This window comes from Streptococcus sp. 27098_8_12, from assembly GCF_041432115.1.
Classification (GTDB): domain Bacteria; phylum Bacillota; class Bacilli; order Lactobacillales; family Streptococcaceae; genus Streptococcus; species Streptococcus parasanguinis_V.
This window is the reverse complement of record NZ_JAPVZA010000020.1, coordinates 17,482-38,842: the sequence shown is the minus strand read 5'-3', so window position 1 is coordinate 38,842 and position 21,361 is coordinate 17,482. Positions and strand designations below refer to the sequence as shown.

The 21,361-nt window shown below is 41.1% G+C and carries 3 protein-coding genes; 2 read left to right on the top strand and 1 reads right to left on the bottom strand.

Annotated features, from left to right (window positions below):
• Positions 1-153 precede the first annotated feature (153 nt).
• Positions 154-13,572, top strand: a complete 13,419-nt coding sequence (locus O3629_RS08650) for an SspB-related isopeptide-forming adhesin (RefSeq protein ID WP_371609040.1) — start codon at positions 154-156, stop codon at positions 13,570-13,572.
• 435 nt (positions 13,573-14,007) lie between these two features.
• Here O3629_RS08650 and O3629_RS08645 read toward each other — a convergent pair whose 3' ends face one another.
• Positions 14,008-17,895 carry a glycoside hydrolase family 66 protein gene (locus tag O3629_RS08645; RefSeq protein ID WP_371609039.1) on the bottom strand — a complete coding sequence of 1,296 codons (3,888 nt, stop codon included), beginning with the start codon at positions 17,893-17,895 and terminating at the stop codon, positions 14,008-14,010.
• Positions 17,896-18,506: 611 nt separating this feature from the next.
• Here O3629_RS08645 and O3629_RS08640 point away from each other — a divergent pair.
• Complete coding sequence (locus O3629_RS08640; RefSeq protein ID WP_371609038.1) at positions 18,507-21,215, top strand: GbpC/Spa domain-containing protein; 2,709 nt, start codon at positions 18,507-18,509, stop codon at positions 21,213-21,215.
• Positions 21,216-21,361: the final 146 nt, after the last annotated feature.

The following is a 21,361-nucleotide window of genomic DNA, read 5'->3' as shown; positions in this document are numbered from 1 at the left end:
TTTAGCACAAATTATTAAAAAATATGTGGTATAATATGACATTTTAACAAGAATGTTACATTTTTATTTCGACAGATTGACTCTGGATGTCAAGAGTGTTACAATTTTATTTGTATCATGGAATCATGAAATATGAAAAAGGAGATCCTATAAATGAAGGATATTTTCAATAGACGCCAACGCTTTTCTTTACGAAAATATAGCATTGGGGTTTGTTCTGTTCTCTTAGGAACAGCGCTCTTTGCTGCAGGAGCTCAATCTGCGTCAGCGGATGAAGCAACAGCACCTTCTGAATCTGCAGGAACAGCAACTTCAGAAGCAGTACAACCTGCTCCAACAGAGTCAAGTCAAACAGAAGCACCAGCTGCTTCCACAGTCTATGGTCAGGGAGCACCTGCACTAAAAGTAGACCTTTCTAATTCTGTTTCAACTTCGGAAGCACCAGCTTCAGCGACTGAAAAATCTGAAGTAGCTGAGAAAGTAGCTGCTACAGAAAGCAAGGAAGCAAAAGCTGAGACTAAAAAAGAAGCAAAAGCTGAAACTAAAAAATCTGAAGAAGCTCCAAAAACGACAGCGTCATCAGAAACCAGCAAACCTGTAGAGAAGAAACAAGAGTCAAGCTCTAAACCAGCTTCTACAACAGCGGCTGCTACAGCAAAACCTACTGCAACCAGTGCTGCCGCGAGTGAAAACTCAGAAGCACCAGCTGCAAGTGAAGCACCAGGAGAAACTCCTATGGCTCTCAATCGTACAGTGAAGCCAACTTCACTTCGTGGCACTGAAGGTTCTACAGAAGATCGGGCAGTAACTGAAGATCGTAGTGCAGTACTTGATCGAGCTTCAACTGATTTGACGAATGCTGGTGCTTTGGCAACAAGTCGTAGCCGTCGTGGTAAACGTGCTTTGACAGACCATAACGTAGCGCCACTTGATGTTGTAACGACTATAGCTGATAAAGTTGCTGCAAATCCAGACATGACAGATCCTAACGGGGCATCTGTACACTCTCAAACAATTCCAGCTGGCTACCAAGCTAAAGAAGGAGACTTCTATACTTATGGTATCTGGAATCTTACAGAATTCAATGCCCGTTATAATACAAACTACTATGCACGTGCATACAAGAACTTTGACACTTCAACAGATACTAAGGTTGAATTGATTGATAAAAATACGGGTAATGTAGTAGAAACACACACAGTCACTGCAACAAGTGGTGTTCAAAAATTCACTACAACAGGTCAAAAATCCAATAAAGAGTTGACACTACAAGTGGATTACCAAGCAGGTGCTGGTCAAGGACCCGGTAAGACAGATCAACCATTCATTCAAATGGGATTTGAAGTTGGATCAGAGATTCAATCTTTAGTTGCTGCTGGCCATAATCTGACTCCGGCTGAGCAAGCTCGTTTTGATGCTGTTTACGCCGCACGTAACTCAAACGATATCATCAATGCGGTTGAACCTGCTTACAATGGTCGCCGAGTTACGGATACAAACTTTAAGATTCCAGTTAGTGTGGAAAAAACTACTTACTATAAAGTTGTTGATCAGAAAAACCCTACTTATAAAGCAACTGGTAAGTCTGTTACAACTCAGGACTATAAAGAAAATGGTAATGAAACTGAGTTAGCTACATATACTCTGAAAGCTATGGAGGGTCAAAACTTCACAGCTTCTGGGGAACGTCAATTTACAAAGACTGAAGAACTCACAGATAAAATCACTAGAGAAACAGCCTATAAACTATATCAAACAGCTGATCCAGATACGACTTCGGGTTATGTAAGTCGTCCCTACAAAGTTGGTACGAAATTCATGGATGCTGAGCGTGCAGGAATTAAGCGTATCAAGGAAATTGTGGGTGAAGATGGATCTGTAGTGGTTCGTGTTTACCTACTAGATCCAAAACAACAAAGCAAACGTTCAGATGGTACTTTGAACACTGATGGTTATATGCTTTTAGCGGAAACCAAACCAATCAAGCCTGGTGACTATAACAAAGAAGAATTAGTTGTTAAGAAAACTCCTCTTAACACCATTGCTTTCACTGATAGTAAAGGTGTAAACTATCCAAATGGTAAAGAAGTTCCATTTGATTTCCAATGGGATGCTGCCTACACTCCGTATAAGACAGTCTTTGTTCCTTTCTTGGGAGATAATATTGGCCACCTTTCTCCAAATGAACAATTGGTTCGTGGGGTAAATGGTATTGGTACCAACGTTGACTTGCTCAACTCCTTAGTTCCTTACAAACAACCAATTTACTACTATGATAAGACAGAAACCATCAAGGTAAAACCAGAAGTTGAAAAACAACTTGAGGGACGTGTGCTTGTTGATGGTGAGTTCAGCTTCAAGATTAAGGAAAACTCATCTTCACCTGGTGTGGAAGAAACTGTCACAAATAAAGATGGTAAGGCAACCTTCTCAGAATTGTCATTTAAAAAAGAAGGTACTTATACATATACCATCACTGAAGTAAAAGGTGCAGATAAAGATGTCGACTATGATGCTATGGAAGTAACCATGACTGTAAAGGTTACGAAAGACGCTAATGGTGATTTGCAAGCTTCAGTTAAGTACACTGGTGAAGGTGGATTCAAATCAAGTGCAGATGATAAGATCTTCAACAACTATGTTGTGGCTCCAGTTAAGACTAAGTTTGACTTCAGTAAAGCTCTTGCAGGTCGTGAGTTGAAAGAAGGCGAATTCAGCTTTGTATTGAAAGATTCAGATGGTAAGACCCTTCAAACTAAGACCAATACTAAGGCAGGTGTTGTAGCCTTTGATGATTTGACTTTTGACAATACACAAGTTGGTAAGCACAAGTACACTGTAGAAGAAGTTATCCCAGAAAATAAAGAAACTGGTATGACTTACGATACAATGAAGGCGGAAGTAACAATCACTGTTACGAAAGAAGGTCATGTTCTTAAAGCAACAAACACACTTCCTGCAGATACAGAGTTCAACAATACCTTCACACCTGTTGCTACACAAGCTCAATTCAAGTTCACTAAGAAATTGGAAGGGAAAGAGCTCACGAAGGATGCCTTCACATTTGAATTGCTTGAAAATGGTAATGTCATCCAAACGAAGAAAAATGCGGCTGATGGAACCATCCAATTCGACGCGATCTCTTACGATAAAGAAGGTTCTCACACTTATACTGTACGTGAAGTAGCTGGAAGAGATACAAACATCGACTACGATGATATGAATGCAGTCGTAAAAGTTAACGTTACGAAAGATGCTGCATCTGGTGTCTTGACTGCTAAGGTGACTATGCCTGAAGATACAGAGTTTAACAACTTTGCAGTAGCTCCAGTTAAGACTCGTTTCGACTTCAGCAAAGCCCTTGCAGGCCGTGAGTTGAAAGAAGGCGAATTTACATTTGTATTGAAAGATGCAAATGGTAAGACTCTTCAAACCAAGACCAATACTAAACAAGGTGTTGTAGCCTTTGATAATTTGACCTTTGACAATACACAAGTAGGTGTTCACAAGTATACTGTAGAAGAAGTCCAAGGTTCTGAAGCAGGAATGACTTACGACCCAATGAAAGCTGAAGTAACAATTACTGTTACGAAAGAAGGTCACGTTCTTAAAGCAACAAATGCTCTTCCTGCAGATACAGAGTTCAACAATACCTTCACACCTGCTGCAACTCAAGCTCAATTCAAGTTCACTAAACGTCTTGAAGGGAAAGAACTTACAAAGGATGCCTTCACATTCGAATTGCTTGAAAATGGCAATGTGATCCAAACCAAGAAAAATGCAGCAGATGGATCTATCACATTTGATGCGATTGAATACAACGCTGTAGGTGAACACACTTACACTGTGCGTGAAAAAGCTGGAACAGATACAAACATCGACTACGATTCAATGAACGCAGTCGTAACCGTTAATGTAACCAAAAATGCAGCTACAGGTCTCTTGAGCGCAGCTGTTACAATGCCAGAAGACACTGAGTTTAACAACTATGTGGTTTCTCCAGTTGTAACGAAATTTGACTTCACTAAGAAGTTGGCTGGCCGTAAATTGGCTGCAGGCGAATTCAGCTTCGTATTGAAAGATGCTGCTGGTAACAAAGTTGAAACAGTGAAAAATGATGCTGACGGTAATGTTACCTTCTCAGAATTGTCATTTGACAATACAAAAGTTGGTACCCACACATATACTGTAGAAGAAGTGATTCCGGCAAACAAAGAATTTGGAATGACTTACGACCAAATGAAGGCTACAGTGACTGTTGAAGTTGCGAAGAACGGTCATTCATTGACAACTGTTACAAACGTGACATCAACTGGTGGTAAAGATGCTAATGGTAACGCTACTGATGGTACTGCAGATAAAGAATTCAACAACAAAGTTACTCCTCCAGAAACTCCAAAATTCCAACCAGAAAAATTTGTCGTTTCTAAAGAGAAATATGACATCACTGGTAACAAGTTGATGGATGACGACGATGAGTTGACAAATGAGTACACTGAAACAAATGCGGATCCATATGTAGATAAGACAACCAACAACGAACCAGAAAACTTGAATACTAAGACAGTTAAACGTGGTTCTAAATTGGTTTACCAAGTATGGCTTGATACGACTAAATTCACTGAAGCGAACAACATCCAATACGTTGGTGTATCTGATACATACGACGCTGATAAATTGGACGTCAATGCAGCTGACATCAAAGCATACGATTCAGTAACTGGTGCAGAAGTAACCAATAAATTCGACATCAAAGTTGAAAACGGCACCATCACTGCAACTTCTAAAGATGAATTTATCAAAGACAAAGTAAACGCTCCTGTTATCGATACAACTAAGTTCGAATTTGGACGTTACTATAAATTTGATATTCCAGCAACTGTGAAAGAATCTGTTAAAGCTGGTGCTGATATTGAAAATACAGCCAACCAAACAGTTCACGTTTACAACCCAGTAAGCAAGACAGTTGAAAAACCTGAAAAACCAACACAAAAACGTGTCAACAGTGTTCCAGTTCCAGTGGAAATGAACTTCACGAAACGTTTGGAAGGTCGTGAACTTCAAGCCAAGGAATTCGAATTCGTATTGAAGAAAGACGGTGTTGAAGTAGAACGCGTGAAGAATGACGCGGCTGGTAAGATTGTCTTCAAGACTCTTGAATTCGGTCGTGATGATCTTGGTAAGACATACAACTACACAGTTGAAGAAACTCCTGGTACAGATGCAACTGTCAAATACGACACAATGGTTGCTACTGTTAAAGTTGTGGTATCACATGATGGTACAGCGAAAGCGATCGTTGCCAACGTAACAGATGCTGCTGATAAAGAATTCAACAACCGTGTAACACCTCCAGAAGAACCTAAGTTCCAACCAGAGAAATACGTTGTTTCTAAAGAAAAATACGATATCACTGGTGACAAGCTCGTTGACGATGATAGAGAGTTGGCAGACAAGTACGCAGATACCAATGCGAACCCATATGCGGACGATGCATCAAACAACGAAGCAGAAAACTTGAATACCAAGACTGTTGAACGTGGTTCTAAATTGGTTTACCAAGTATGGTTGGATACAACTAAATTTGATGCAGCTAACAAGGACAACATCCAAACAGTTGGTATCTCAGATAACTATGATGAAGCTAAATTAAATCTTAATAAAGCTGACATCAAAGCCTATGACTCTGTAACAGGCGCAGAAGTAACAGATAAATTCGATATCGCTGTCAACAACGGTGTGATCACTGCTAACTTGAAAGCTGGCTTCACGAAGTCACTTGGCGATGCAGAAAACACACAAGTGATCGACACAACTAAATTCGCATTTGGACGTTACTACAAGTTCGACATCCCAACAACAGTGAAAGACGATGTGGTAGCTGGTGCGGATATCGAAAATACTGCGGCTCAAGTTGTAAACTACTACAACCCAACGACTAAGAAAGTTGAAAAACCTGAAAAACCAACTGAAAAACGTGTCAACAATGTTCCAATCTCAGTTGAATTTAACTTCACTAAGAAATTGGAAGGTCGTGAGCTTAAAGCTAACGAATTCACATTCGAGTTGAAAGACAGCGACAATGTTGTGATTGCGACTGCAACCAACGACGCAGACGGTAACTTCAAGTTCACTCCAGTTGACTACACAAACAAAGCTGGTAAAACTGTCACTGCCCTTAAATACCAGAAGGGTCAAGAAGGTACTTACACTTACACTGTAACAGAGGTGAAAGGTACAGACTCAACTGTTACTTACGACCCAATGGCTGCAGTTGTAACTGTTAAAGTAAGTCATGATGGTACTGCGAAAGCCTTGATCACAAACGTGACAGAACCTGCGGATAAAGAATTCAACAACCGTGTCACTCCACCAACAGAACCTAAGTTCCAACCAGAGAAATACGTTGTTTCTAAAGCGAAATTCGATATCACAGGTACGAAGCTCGTTGATGACGATTCTGAATTGACAGATAAATATGGTGAAACAAACACCAATCCATATGTCGATACAACTGCCAACAACGAAGATGAAAACTTGAATACTAAGACAGTTGAACGTGGTCAAAAACTTTACTACCAAGTATGGTTGGATACAACTAAATTTGACGCAAACAACAAAGATAATATCCAAACAGTAGGTATCACAGATAACTACGACAAGGATAAATTGACTGTTAATGCTTCAGATATCAAGGTTTACGATTCAGTTACTGGTGCAGATGTTACGACTAAATTCGATATCGCTGATAACAATGGTGTTCTGACAGCTAACCTTAAGGATGGCTTCACTAAGTCACTTGGCGACGCTGAAAACACTCAAATCATTGACACGACTAAGTTTGAATTTGGACGCTACTATAAATTTGATATCCCAGCAACAGTGAAAGACGATGTGGTAGCTGGTGCCGATATTGAAAACAAAGCAGCTCAAGTTGTGAACTACTACAACCCAGTAAGCAAGACTGTTGAAAAACCAAACAAACCAACTGAAAAACGTGTCAACAGTGTTCCAATCTCAGTAGAATTCAACTTCACTAAGAAATTGGAAGGTCGCGACCTTAAAGCTGGCGAATTCACATTCGAGTTGAAAGACAGCGACAATGTTGTGATCGCAACGGCAACCAACGACAAAGCTGGTAAGATCAAGTTTGCTCCAGTGGATTACACAAATAAAGCTGGTAAAACAGTCACTGCCCTTAAATACAAGAAGGGTCAAGAAGGTACCTACAAGTACACAGTAGAAGAAGTTAAAGGCTCAGACGCAACCGTTACATACGATACAATGAAAGCTGTCGTTACAGTTGAAGTTCGTCATGATGGTACAGCGAAAGCCTTGATCACAAACGTGACAGATCCTGCTGATAAAGAGTTCAACAATACTGTTCGTCCTCCAGAAGAACCTAAGTTCCAACCAGAGAAATACGTTGTTTCTGAAGAGAAATTCGATATCACAGGTGACAAACTCGTTGATGATGATAAAGAGTTGGCAGACAAGTACGCAGATACCAATGCGAACCCATATGCGGACGATGCATCAAACAACGAAAAACAAAACTTGAATACCAAGACTGTGAAACGTGGCGACAAGTTGGTTTACCAAGTATGGTTGGATACAACTAAATTCGACGCAGCTAACAAGGACAACATCCAATCAGTAGGAATCTCAGATGACTACGATGAAGCTAAGTTGGAACTTGATTCTACTAAGATCAAAGCTTACGATTCAGTAACAGGCGCAGAAGTAACAGATAAATTCGATATCGCTGTGAACAACGGTGTGATTACTGCAACCCTTAAAGATGGCTTCACGAAGTCACTTGGCGACGCAGAAAACACACAAGTGATCGACACAACTAAATTCGAATTCGGCCGTTACTACAAGTTCGACATCCCAACAACAGTGAAAGCTGATGTACCTGGTGGTGTAGATATTGAAAATACTGCGGCTCAAGTTGTAAACTACTACAACCCAACAACTAAGAAAGTTGAAAAACCAAGCAAACCAACTGAAAAACGTGTAAATAACGTTCCAGTTGAAGTAGGATTCAACTTCACGAAACGCTTGGAAGGTCGGGAGCTTAAAGCTAACGAATTCAGCTTCGTGCTTAAAGATTCAACTGGTAAAGAAGTTGAAACTGTAAGCAATGATGCATCTGGTAACGTTAAGTTCAAAGCTCTTGAATTCAAGAAGGGTCAAGAAGGCGTACACAACTACACAGTAGAAGAAGTTAAAGGCTCAGACGCAACCGTTACATACGACACAATGAAAGCGAATGTAACAGTCACTGTATCACACGACGGAACAGCTAAAGTTCTTGTGGCAACTGTAGGCGACATTGCGGATAAAGAATTTAACAACCGTGTAACTCCTCCAGAAGAACCTAAGTTCCAACCAGAGAAGTTCGTTCTTAATAAAGAAAAATTTGATATCACTGGATCAAAACTTGCTGACGATGATGATGAGTTGACAGATGAGTATGCAGATACAAATGCCAACCCATATGCTGACAAAGATACCAACAACGAAGCAGAAAACATCAATACCAAGACTGTTAACCGTGGAGATAAGTTGGTTTACCAAGTATGGTTGGATACAACTAAATTCTCAGCAACTAACAAAGAAAACATCCAATCTGTAGGAATCTCAGATGACTACGATGAAGCGAAGTTGGAACTTGATTCTACTAAGATCAAAGCTTACGATTCAGTAACAGGCGCAGAAGTAACAGATAAATTTGATATTACAGTTAATAACGGAGTAATCACAGCAACTCTTAAAGCTGGCTTCACTAAGTCTCTAGGAGATGCAGAAAATACTCAAGTTATCGACACAACTAAATTTGAATTTGGACGTTACTACAAGTTCGACATTCCAGCAACTGTTAAGAACGATGTTCCTGGTGGTGCAGACATCGAAAATACTGCGGCTCAAGTAGTAAACTACTACAACCCAGTAAGCAAGACAGTTGAAAAACCAAACAAACCAACTGAAAAACGTGTAAACAACGTTCCAGTTGAAGTGGAATTCAACTTCACTAAACGTTTGGAAGGCCGTGAGCTTAAAGCTAACGAATTCAGCTTCGTGCTTAAAGATTCAGAAGGTAAGACTCTTGAAACTGTAAGCAATGATGCGGCTGGTAATGTTAAATTCTCAGCTATGGAATTCAAGAAAGGTCAAGAAGGCGTACACAACTACACAGTAGAAGAAGTTAAAGGAACAGACGCAACCGTTACATACGACACAATGAAAGCGAATGTAACAGTCACAGTGAAACACGATGGAACAGCTAAAGTTCTGATCGCGACTGTTGGCGAAATTGCGGATAAAGAATTTAACAACCGTGTAACACCTCCAGAAGAACCTAAGTTCCAACCAGAGAAATACGTTGTTTCTGAAGAGAAATTCGATATCACAGGTGACAAGCTCGTTGATGATGATAAAGAGTTGGCAGACAAGTACGCAGATACCAATGCGAACCCATATGCGGACGATGCATCAAACAACGAAGCTCAAAACTTGAATACCAAGACTGTTAAACGTGGCGATAAGTTGGTTTATCAAGTATGGTTGGATACAACTAAATTTGACGCAAACAACAAGGACAACATCCAATCAGTAGGAATCTCAGATGACTACGATGAAGCTAAATTGGAACTTGATTCTACTAAGATCAAAGCTTACGATTCAGTAACAGGCGCAGAAGTAACAGATAAATTCGATATCACTGTGAACAACGGTGTGATCACTGCAACCCTTAAAGATGGCTTCACTAAGTCACTTGGCGATGCGGAAAACACACAAGTGATCGACACAACTAAATTCGAATTCGGACGTTACTACAAGTTCGACATCCCAACAACAGTGAAAGCTGATGTACCTGGTGGTGTAGACATCGAAAATACTGCGGCTCAAGTAGTAAACTACTACAACCCAACAACTAAGAAAGTTGAAAAACCAAGCAAACCAACTGAAAAACGTGTCAACAACGTTCCAGTTGAAGTGGAATTCAACTTCACGAAACGCTTGGAAGGCCGTGAGCTTAAAGCTAACGAATTCAGCTTCGTGCTTAAAGATTCAACAGGTAAGACTCTTGAAACTGTGAAGAACGATGCATCTGGTAACGTTAAGTTCTCAGCTCTTGAATTCAAGAAAGGTCAAGAAGGCGTACACAACTACACAGTAGAAGAAGTTAAAGGATCTGACGCAACCGTTACATACGACACTATGAAAGCGAATGTAACAGTCACAGTTTCACACGACGGAACAGCTAAGATTCTCGTAGCGACTGTAGGCAAAATTGCGGATAAAGAATTTAACAACCGTGTAACACCTCCTGAAACTCCAGAATTCAATCCAGAAAAATATGTTCTAAACGAAAAAGAATTTGATTTGACTGGAACTTCATTATTAGATGATGATAAAGAGTTGGCAGACAAGTACGCAGATACCAATGCAAACCCATATGCGGACGATGCATCTAATAACGAAAAAGCGAATATCAATACTAAATCAGTTAAACCAGGTCAAAAACTTGTTTACCAAGTATGGTTGGATACAACTAAATTTGATGCTAACAACAAAGACCATATCCAATCAGTAGGAATCTCAGATGACTACGATGAGGCTAAAGTTGATGTTGATGGTTCAGCAATCAAAGCTTATGACGGTAAGACTGGTGCGGATGTAACAGCTAAATTCGATATTACTGTGAACAACGGTGTGATTACTGCAACCCTTAAAGATGGCTTCACTAAGTCACTTGGCGATGCAGAAAACACACAAGTGATCGACACAACTAAATTCGAATTCGGACGTTACTACAAGTTTGATATCCCAGCTACAGTGAAAGCTGACGTTGCAGGTGGAGTTGACATCGAAAACACTGCTGCTCAAGTAGTCAACTACTACAACCCAACTACTAAGAAAGTTGAAAAACCTGAAAAACCAACTGAAAAACGTGTCAACAGCGTGCCAGTTGAAGTAGAATTCAACTTTACTAAACGTATGGAAGGTCGTGAGCTTAAAGCCAATGAATTCAGCTTCGTTCTTAAAGATTCAGAAGGTAAGACTCTTGAAACTGTGAAGAACGATAAAGATGGTAACGTTAAGTTCTCTAAACTTGAGTTCAAGAAAGGTCAAGAAGGCGTACACAACTACACAGTAGAAGAAGTTAAAGGAACAGACGCAACCGTTACATACGACACTATGAAAGCGAATGTAACAGTCACAGTTTCACACGACGGAAAAGCTAAAGTTCTGATCGCGAAAGTTGGCGACATTGCGGATAAAGAATTTAACAACAAGGTGACTCCTCCAGAAACTCCAGAGTTCAACCCAGAGAAATACATCTTGAACGCTGAGAAATTCGACCTTACTGGTAAATCACTTCTTGATGATGATAAAGAATTGGCAGACAAGGTTGCGGAAACAAACGCAAATCCTTACGCTGATAAGGCTGACAATAATGAAGCAGCTAACATCAATACTAAGACAGTGAAACGTGGCGATAAGGTTGTTTACCAAGTATGGTTGGATACAACTAAGTTCACTGAAGCGCACAACATCCAATCTGTTGGTGTTACTGATGACTACGAAGAAGACAAACTTGATATTAATGTTGCAAACATCAAAGCTTACGACTCTGTAACAGGCGAAGATGTGACTGCTAAATTTGATATCAAGGTTGAAAACGGTGTTATCTCTGCAACTTCTAAAGCGGACTTGACTAAGTCACTTGGAGACGCAGAAAATACTCCAGTGATCGACACAACTAAGTTTGCGTTTGGACGTTACTACAAGTTCGACATCCCAGCAACAGTGAAAGATACTGTTAAAGGTGGTGCGGATATTGAAAACACTGCGGCTCAAATCGTTCACCAATACGATCCAACAAGCAAGACAGTGAAGAAACCAAACAAACCAACTGAAAAACGTGTTGTGAACATTCCTGTTTCAGTAGAATTCAACTTCACTAAACGTTTAGAAGGACGTGAATTGAAAGCGAACGAATTCAGCTTCGTATTGAAAGATTCAACAGGTAAAGTTGTTGAAACTGTAAGCAACGATGCATCTGGTAACGTTAAGTTCTCTAAACTTGAATTCAAGAAAGAACAAGTAGGCGAACACAAGTTCACAGTTGAAGAAGTCAAAGGTACTGACGGAACGGTCACTTATGATGCGATGAAAGCAGTAGTAACTGTAGAAGTTAAACATGACGGAACAGCGAAAGCTCTCATCACTAACGTAACAGATCCAGCGGATAAAGAGTTCAACAACCGTGTAACACCTCCAGAAACTCCAGAGTTCAATCCAGAGAAATACATCTTGAACGAATCTAAATTCGATCTTACAGGTGTGAAACTTCTCGACGATGATAAAGAGTTGAAGGATAAGGTTGCGGAAACAAATGCGAACCCATATGTGGACGGTACTGCCAACAACGAAGCTCAAAACATCAATACGAAGACACTCAAGAAAGGTGATAAAGTATACTACCAAGTATGGTTGGATACAACTAAATTCACTGAAGCACACAATATTCAATCTGTTGGTGTTACAGATAAATATGACAGTGCGAACTTGACTGTCAACGGAGCTGATATTAAGGCATACGACTCTGTAACAGGAGAAGATGTAACAGCTAAGTTTGATATCAAGGTTGAAAACGGTGTGATTACTGCAACTTCTAAAGCAGACTTGACTAAGTCACTTGGAGACGCAGAAAATACACAAGTCATCGACACAACTAAGTTGGCCTTTGGACGTTACTACAAGTTTGAAATTCCTGCAGAAATTAAACAATCTGCTCAAGATGGTGTGGACATTGAAAATACAGCTTCACAAATCGTACACCAATACGATCCAACTAAGAAGACTGTAGAAAAACCAGAAAAACCAACTGAAAAACGTGTAGTCAACATTCCAGTTAAGGTTCAATTCCAATTCACTAAGAAATTGGAAGGTCGTGCATTGAAGGCTGGTGAATTCAGCTTCGTTCTTAAGGACGAAAAAGGAAATGTGATCGAAACCGTAACCAATGATGCGGCTGGTAAGATCACCTTCTCAAATCTTGAATTCAAACGTGGTGAAGAAGGAACTCATCTCTACCATGTAGAAGAAATCCGTGGCACAGATTCTAGCGTTGTATACGATAAGATGGTTGCAACTGTTGGTATCGTGGTGAATAAAGCAGGTAAGGTATTAGTAGCTACTACTAAGTTGCCAGAAGATACAGAGTTTAACAACACTGTTATTCCGCCAACAACACCACCAACAACACCACCAACAACACCGCCTAATACACCACCAACACCACCAACACCACCAACACCGCCAACACCGCCAACACCGCCAACACCACCAACACCACCAACACCACCAACACCGCCAACACCACCAACACCGCCAACACCACCAACACCGCCAACACCGCCAACACCTACAACTCCTCCAGCTCCAGCACTTCCTGAAACTGGTGAAGAACAATCAGCATCTGCTGCATTGTTAGGTGCTGCACTTGGTATGGTTGGCCTTGCGGGACTTGCAAAACGCAAAAAACGCGAAGACTAAAATTGAGGTGACATCAGCAAACTTGTTGATGAGGTGACAATTTTAGATCCAACAGGAAGAGGCTTTGCTCGAAAGAGCAAGGCCTCTTTGTTTGGTATTGGAAACTTAGAAAAACATGCATAAATGTGATGAAAAAGTTTCAGTAAAATTCTATATATTCATTTCATTCGGTTACTAGTTTCAGTAAAATTCCATTGACTTGAAGTAGAGAAAACAGTATACTAGTAAAGCAATTTGATCTTTCAAACTGCCGGCAACAAGGGGAATGAATCCACTTTGAATTGGAATACAGTAGGGTTTGGAGTGGTAGTACTTCACACCCTTATTGTCGTCAGTCACCCTCATAAAAGGGATTTAGACTCTGAATGAGTTGTATAAATATAAAAAAACTTCCTTGGAACAGAATTCCATAGGGAGTTTCTTTGTGTTTGGGATCTACTCTTGTTTCTTTTTGTAAGGGATAAGACTGGACAAACCTGCTAAGAGGCCAAGTCCAAGTAGGGCTAGCTGAGAGGTTTCTTCACCTGTTGCAGGTAGATGAGTTCCTTCTTGAGGGGTGTTAGGAACAACTTCAGGGAGTTCCTCTTTTTGGCTTGTTGTTTCAAGAGGTTTCTCCTCTTCTTTGTTAGAGAGAAGTGTTGATCCCTTTTCTTCATGAGCATCAGTCGTGTTTGCTTTTGTCACGGAAGGAAGAGGGCTGACTGTTTCTTCTTTTTCTGTTTCTGGGGATGGTTGTGGAGTAGGGATTTCTTTGACCTTGTAGGCAAAGATCAAGATGGTTGTTCCCACTTCTACGTTCCCAGTTTGTTCAGCTGCACCGATCCGTTCGTAGATGTGGCCGTCGTAGGAGATCTCATCTGGTGCGCTAGCGACGTAATGGGTTCCATTGTCCACATTTGTTGCAACGGCAAGCTCTGGTTGCAATTGAGTGCTAGTATCTTGGATGACAAATCGCGCGATGACCGTTCCTGTAGCTAACTTGTAATCATAGATGACCGTTTTCATTCCTTTTGTGACTGTGCCACTTGGATCAGCAGAATCAGCACGGTGTCCAACTAGATGGTAGATACGACCATCTTTTGTGATTTCTGTTGGGGCCTCACTGGTGTACTTGGTGCCGAAATCTGCCTCTGTAGCAAGGTCTTGCGCCTCTTGCAGATCAGTGTCGCCTCCCTCAATGAGGAATCGTACTCTGACCGATCCTTTGCTGATGGCATAGGTAATAGCAGTATCAGCTGTTGGAGAATCAGGGCTTGGAAGAAGATAGCCTTTGGTTTCGTCAAGTGGATCCACAAGGTTTAAGACTTGTCCACGAGCATCTTTTGGCTCTAATCCCTCCACGTAAGGAAGGGTAGCGGTAGGAGATGCAATGGCGGTTGGATTTGTGAGATCATTTAGATAAGTGATCTCTTTTTGAGCATGGGCTGGTTCTTTACCAGTAGCATAGCTGATCCTATAGGCACCGACTGGGCGATAGATGACCGTATCTGTGATGTCTGCTGCATCAGCATGAATGCCTGTATGTTCTCCTGCTTTTGTCAGATCAGAAGAGGTGGCATCAGTCGATTCTTCTGCTACGACAACATAGCCTTTTTTGACGGGATTTTCAAGAGCTGCAAAGCTTGTGCCGTCTTGAGCTGTCCAGTCTTCAAGACTTGTCTCGCCTGTCACCAAATTGATGGTACCTTTGCGACTGAAATGAAGGGTGTTAGTTTGATCAGCTATTCCTGCAGGCTGGCGGTTAGATCCATCCTGGTCCTCTGTTACATAGGTTACCGTACGGGTCACTGTTTCAGATAAATGATTCAGATCAGCCGTTGTTTGACCAGCTGGAGCTAGAGGAGTTGGATAGACACGACCTTCGCTATCTCCTGGAACAACTTGACCGGCTTGGATGGGCTGTGTTGCAGAAAATTCCACAATTTTTGGTGCCAAGCGGACAATAAACTCTTGAACGCCATCATCATTGGTGTTGTTAGCGTCGCGGTCAAAGTTCGGTTGTCCGTCTGCATCGAAGCCATTCTCTACTAGTTCGTAGCCTTTCTTCAAATAGTTGGCAATGGTTTCTTTTGTAGAGTAGTTGATCTTTTCACCTGTATGACCAACCAAGTCACTGGAACGTTCGAGCTCAACTCCGTTTTCGTCTTGATAAAGAACATGAGCGGCTTCATTGAGTTTGACATAGAGCATGACCCATACATCTAGACTCGGAACATCGATAGCAGCCATCCATTGGCCAGCTCCTCCGTCATAATAAACATTTGCGCTTGTTTCTCGGAGGTTGATGTTGTATTTTCCTTCAACAGCATCAGGTGTTGCCCAGTAAATGCTGGCGTGTTCAGCCTGGTCTTTTGTAATTTTTCCGAGTGGAACAAAAGCTTGAATATTGGTCAATTTTTCGGTTGTATTCACAGCGCTGTTCCATTTGTTTTCAGTGATGCCGACCAAATTGATCAAGTGAGAAATTCGATCACCTGTCTTGGTTTCTTTTGTAATGGTATAAACGGTTCCAGGTTGAACCCCGTCAGCATTATCCAGGTTGGATCCAATGAAGTTGCCGTTCACCAGTACATTTGTATTGTCTACAATCCGACGGGTATCATGCGCCAAGGTGTCGCGTCCGCGGAGAAGTTCTTGATAAGCAACGATGAATTCTTGGTAGTTGAATTCTGCATTGGCAAAGTCGGCATTGACTGGTAGGTTTTGATTGAGATACCATTCTGCTTGGATCACCCCAAAACCTTTAGCATCTTGAGAAGTATTGAGGGCTGCAGTCGTCATATGGTAACCACCGCTCGCTGCGATGATGGCATCTGTCAGCAATTCGTTGTCTTTGCTGAGGGCTGATGCATTTTTACCACGATGGGTATAGGCTGCGATGATAGGAGATTTCCCCTTGTATAAATCTCGCATCCGTTCGGTAAGGCGCGTCAAGGCTTGGTAGGTAGAGTCATAGGCAATGCTATCTCCCCAAACTTCCGCATAAGGTGCAGAGACAGTGGTCTTACCTAGTCGATCAGCATCTCCAGTAGAGATATCGTTGATCATAAAGTCATAGCCTTCTTTTTTGAGGGCCTCTGTTGCAGCTGCGGCTAGTTCTGGATAGTGTTCGCTCAAAGAGAAGCCTTTTCCAGGTTCACTGACTTTTTCCACCCAGTTAGATCCCATGGTATCCCCTTGCCATCCATCAAAATTCCCTTCTTTCATGGCTTTGGTCATGACTTCAATGATGAATTTTTGCCAATTTGGATCGCCTGGATCGAGAAATTGTTGGATATCGGTCGCTGTGACATCCCCCTTTTTACCAAAGTTAAAATGGTCTTCTAGATTGCGAACAACGGCGCTTTTCACTTCATTTGGAACCCCTTCTTCGAGGGAAACTGCGTAAATCATGTTATAGAGCATGGCTTTGGCACCAGTTGTATGGACATGAGCCACCAGCTCTTTGACTGCTTCTGTATCGATGACAGGTAAGTAAGACTTGCGCTTGTCAGGATCTGTTTCGCTATTTGGAATTAAGAAAGTCGCCCAGTCTTGAGTGAAACGTTCAACATTTGCTGGGAATGGGTTGGCAGGTGTATTGTAGACATCGTAGAAGAAATAGTTATTGATGTGCATATTGGCCAATTGGTCAATACTGTTCTTGTAGCCTTCTACCTGATCATTGGTGATGGAGTTGTGATTGTCTTTAGAGCCGGCAACCACCCCATAACGTGGGTAGATCGTCCAGTCATCTTCAACAGCAAGACCCGCTGCTTTATGAAAGGCTTGGGAGCCATCTGCTTTCTTACCAAGGACATCAACGATAAATCCAGCATTAGGTGAAAAGACAGTACTTGGAATTGTCAGTTCGCCACCTTCAACGTTTTTCTTTTCATAAATGACCTGATCTAAATGAGAGACAGTGACATCAGATGAAACCACTTCAGGGTTGTTGATAGAGATGCGGACGTCTTCCCCACTTTTATAAGTCGCTTTATCAAAGGTGACGTCGTTGGTGATTTTTGGAGTATTATAAGTAGTTGCTGGAGTTGCACTGACCGGTTGAGTGGCAGTTACAGTTGCTGTTGATTCCGATGGAGAAGAAGTTGCTTCCGTCGTAGCAACTTCCTCACTAGTAGTGGTAGGAGCACTGGTGTTGGTTGCTACTGCTTGAGCGGTTGCTGGGATCTCAGAAGTCGGATTGGTGTTGACCTCGTCAGCCATGGCAACAGAGCTTACCATCAAGGCTCCAAAAAGGGTAATCATAGAGACCAATGCCTTGTTACGTTTGCGGAAATAGCCGTGCCCTTTTTCAGAGACACTATTTTTTTGTTGTTTCATTTTTTTCTCCCACATACTGTTTGTATAGTTCGTTGAACAGTTTAAAGTAAATTGTTCTATCGATGCCAATAAGTATACGACATTTCACTAGATAGTGTCAATTTAAGGATGGAAGCCTGTTTGAAAATTTTCATGGAAGTATTAGAAAATAGCCTTAAATAGGGGTTTTTGATTCATAAAAATGAAAAACTAAAAAACGTTTGACACAAAATTTCCCCGCATTTTAAAAATAGTACAAATTAGTGATAAAAACAGAACAAGGAGAAACGTTTGTATAAGTTGTAAAGCCTATTAGTAAAAGAAATTCTGCAGTTTATTCTGTTTTTATTTCTGTAAATAAAGTTAAAAAAATTTTTTTAGAAAAATGAACCGGCAAAAATCAGATATCAAACGTTTGACATATATAGAAGAAAACTAAAAAGAAAACTTTTATAAACAAGGAGTTTTATCAAAAAAGAAGCAAAATTTAAATGGAGATGTGAAAAAAATTAAAAAATAATATTGACACATAAGGGGGTAAGTGTTAATATCTCTTTGCAAAAATCGACACTAGCGTTTAAAGTGTTGATTTTTGTAAGGATAAATTTGAAAAAGAGGTTAGAAGGAATTATATGTCACTAATTAAAGATAGCAAGACTACCAAATATGCCTTGCGTAAAACGTCAGTCGCTTTTGGTTCTGTAGCAGTCGCTACGGTTCTTGCAGTAGCAGGTGCTGCATCTGTTTCTGCAGATGAAGTTGCTTCAGCTACTACAACAGTCACTTCAACAACGGCTACTCCAACAAGATCGACAACTGAGACTAAAGAAGTTGCTGTACCAGATTATTTGGAGACTGCGAAAACAGATGCAGCGACTACTGGACTTGAAGTTACAGAAACAGAAGCAAAGACCCAAGCAGATGAAAAAACCGCTGAGCAAGATTATGCGAAGCAAGCCATTGCTATGGATAAAACTGTAGCAGACTATAAGGCAGAAGTTGCAGCGAATCAAGCAACTTATGAGAAGGAAAAAGCAGCCGTAGATGCGAAAAATACAGCGGCTCAGGTAGCTTATGACAAGGAAGTTGAAACCTATAACAAAGAGCAAGCTGCTTACGAAAAAGCAGTGGCTGAAAATGCTGTAGCCCTAGCAGATAATCAGGCTGCAAAAGCGGCTTATGAAAAAGCCTTTGAAGAATACCGAACTGCTTTTAAAGCTTATATTGAGTCTGTTAAAGCCAAACAAGCCGTTGAGACAGAAAACAATTTAGCCCAAAAGGCTTACGATATCAAATTAGCTGACTACAAGGAGAAAAAGCGTCTCTATGATGAAGCGCAAGCAGCGTACTTGATTGATAATGAACTATACAAGAAGAAAAAAGCGCAATACGATGATGCTAAAGATGCCTTTAATAAGATGGTTAAAGAGCGTGGTGGAAACCCTGAGAAGTACAAACAAGATTTGACCTTCCTCCCAGAAGAGTTGGCAGATGGGGAAACAACGACGCTTTACCACCAAACAATAGGTCTTACTACGTATTTGACAAAAGAAGGTCAATCTCGCTTGTATGGGGACGGTAAAGCTACCAAGATGTATGAAACCAAGAACCTACAAGATTCTGATTTGACAACAACGAACCCATATGCAGATAATGAAATTGAATGGGCAGTCGTCAAAGTTGGAGATAAGTTCGACGTCACATACAAGGGCCTTCGCCAAGCTAATATCAAAGAAGGTCGTGATATCAAGCGTATCGCTAAAGTGGTCTACAAGTATGAAGTGAAAAGCTTGCCATCTAATGACGGTCGAGGAATCGTTCAAATTTACAATGATCCAGCGGTAACAATGACGATCGGAAGCTCAACTGACACAGACCAACCCGTCACAGTTGGTGTTGATGTTGAATTTTATGATGAAAATGATCAATTGATTAATTTAGCTAACCATAATGCCATTTTGGCTTTGAATTCCTTAAACCACTGGAATGGAGCTTCTTATGTTGAAAATGACAAACCTCGCGCCCTTCTTGTAGAAGCTAAAGATATCAATGGAAACACTGTTCGTGGAACTTGGGATCCTTATTCAGATGGTAGCAACCCTAGTCTTGACGGAGCAGATGTCGCTGTGAAGCGTGGCTATGCAAACTTCGGTAGCGCTCAAGTCTTTAATGATGCTGACAATCCATTGAAGATCGTTGGTCAAAAAGCAACTTGGGATGGGAATGGTTTCTCAGTCAGTGAAGAAACTGTCCTTGATGTGACGACAGTCAATGCTTCAGGTGGAGGAAATGGTCATTCTATCGGAACAGAAGACTATAAATTTGGGGATAATTCTGATATTGTCGGTACTTATTCAGTTGATGAGGGATCAGGGATTTTGACCTATACTCCACGGATGAAACACCAAAATACACCTCACGTAGAGTCTGTAAATATTGGAAATAAAGAATTTATTAAATTGCCAAATTCTAGTGTTGACCAAGATCCAATTACAAAAGAAGTATTTGCCAAGGAACAAAACCAGTATATGAACGAAGGTGCAACTTTTAATGCGGATCCTTCAAGTTCAACTAAGGGATGGGATGATCCCAAAAGTCCGTATCTCTACTATGGTGGTGGTGCAGTTATCTTGAAAGACGGTCATCTTGAGTTCACTGCTAAGGGAGCGAATGCTACGGATGAAGCAACCCTCTATTGGTTCTCAATCAATTCAAATGTTGCCTTTCCACAAGATCCAGGAGATGAACCGGTGAAACCAACCGCTCCAACCGCTCCAACCGCCCCTGAAAAACCTGAAATCAAAGACGTTCCAGCTGAAAAGGAAGTTCCTGTTCAGCCAGCTTGTCCACTTTACAAGGTAGAACCAAAAGTTCCTGAACAACCAGTGAAACCAACCGCCCCTGAATTGGAAAAGGATCCGGTGCTAAAAGAAACTGTAAAACCAACTGTAGAATGGCATAAAAATAATATTCTTGTTACAAAAGAAGAGCCGCAACCGGAACCGCAACCGGAGCCGCAACCGGAACCACAACCGGAGCCGCAACCGGAGCCGCAACCGGAACCACAACCGGAACCACAACCGGAGCCACAGCCAGAACCACAACCGGAACCACAACCAACACCAACACCTAAGCCAGAGCCTAAACCAACTATTGGCTACCATACACCTGCGCCAATGGTAGAGCAAAAGGTTGAAGAAAATTTGGTCTCAGATGTTGTGAAGGTGAAAGAAGTATTGCCACACACAGGTACAGAATCAGCAACAGCTCTTACGAGCCTTGGCTTGCTTGGTGTGATCGCAACAGGCTTTTGTCTTGCTCAAAAGAAAAAAGAAGACTAAGATTTTCTTTTAATCCTTTAAAAAATATCACGATTAAAAACCAGAAGGCACATCCTTTTGGTTTTTTTTTTATGAAGCATGAAAAGGGAATTGATAACAATTTCCTATAGGTTCTCCTCCATATTTGTGATACAATTAAACTACTA

Bases quoted from the DNA above. Each gene is read 5' to 3' on its own strand.
- O3629_RS08640 (WP_371609038.1), top strand. From the start codon at position 18,507: ATGTCACTAATTAAAGATAGCAAGACTACCAAATATGCCTTGCGTAAA.
- O3629_RS08650 (WP_371609040.1), top strand. From the start codon at position 154: ATGAAGGATATTTTCAATAGACGCCAACGCTTTTCTTTACGAAAATAT.
- O3629_RS08645 (WP_371609039.1), bottom strand. From the start codon at position 17,895: ATGAAACAACAAAAAAATAGTGTCTCTGAAAAAGGGCACGGCTATTTC.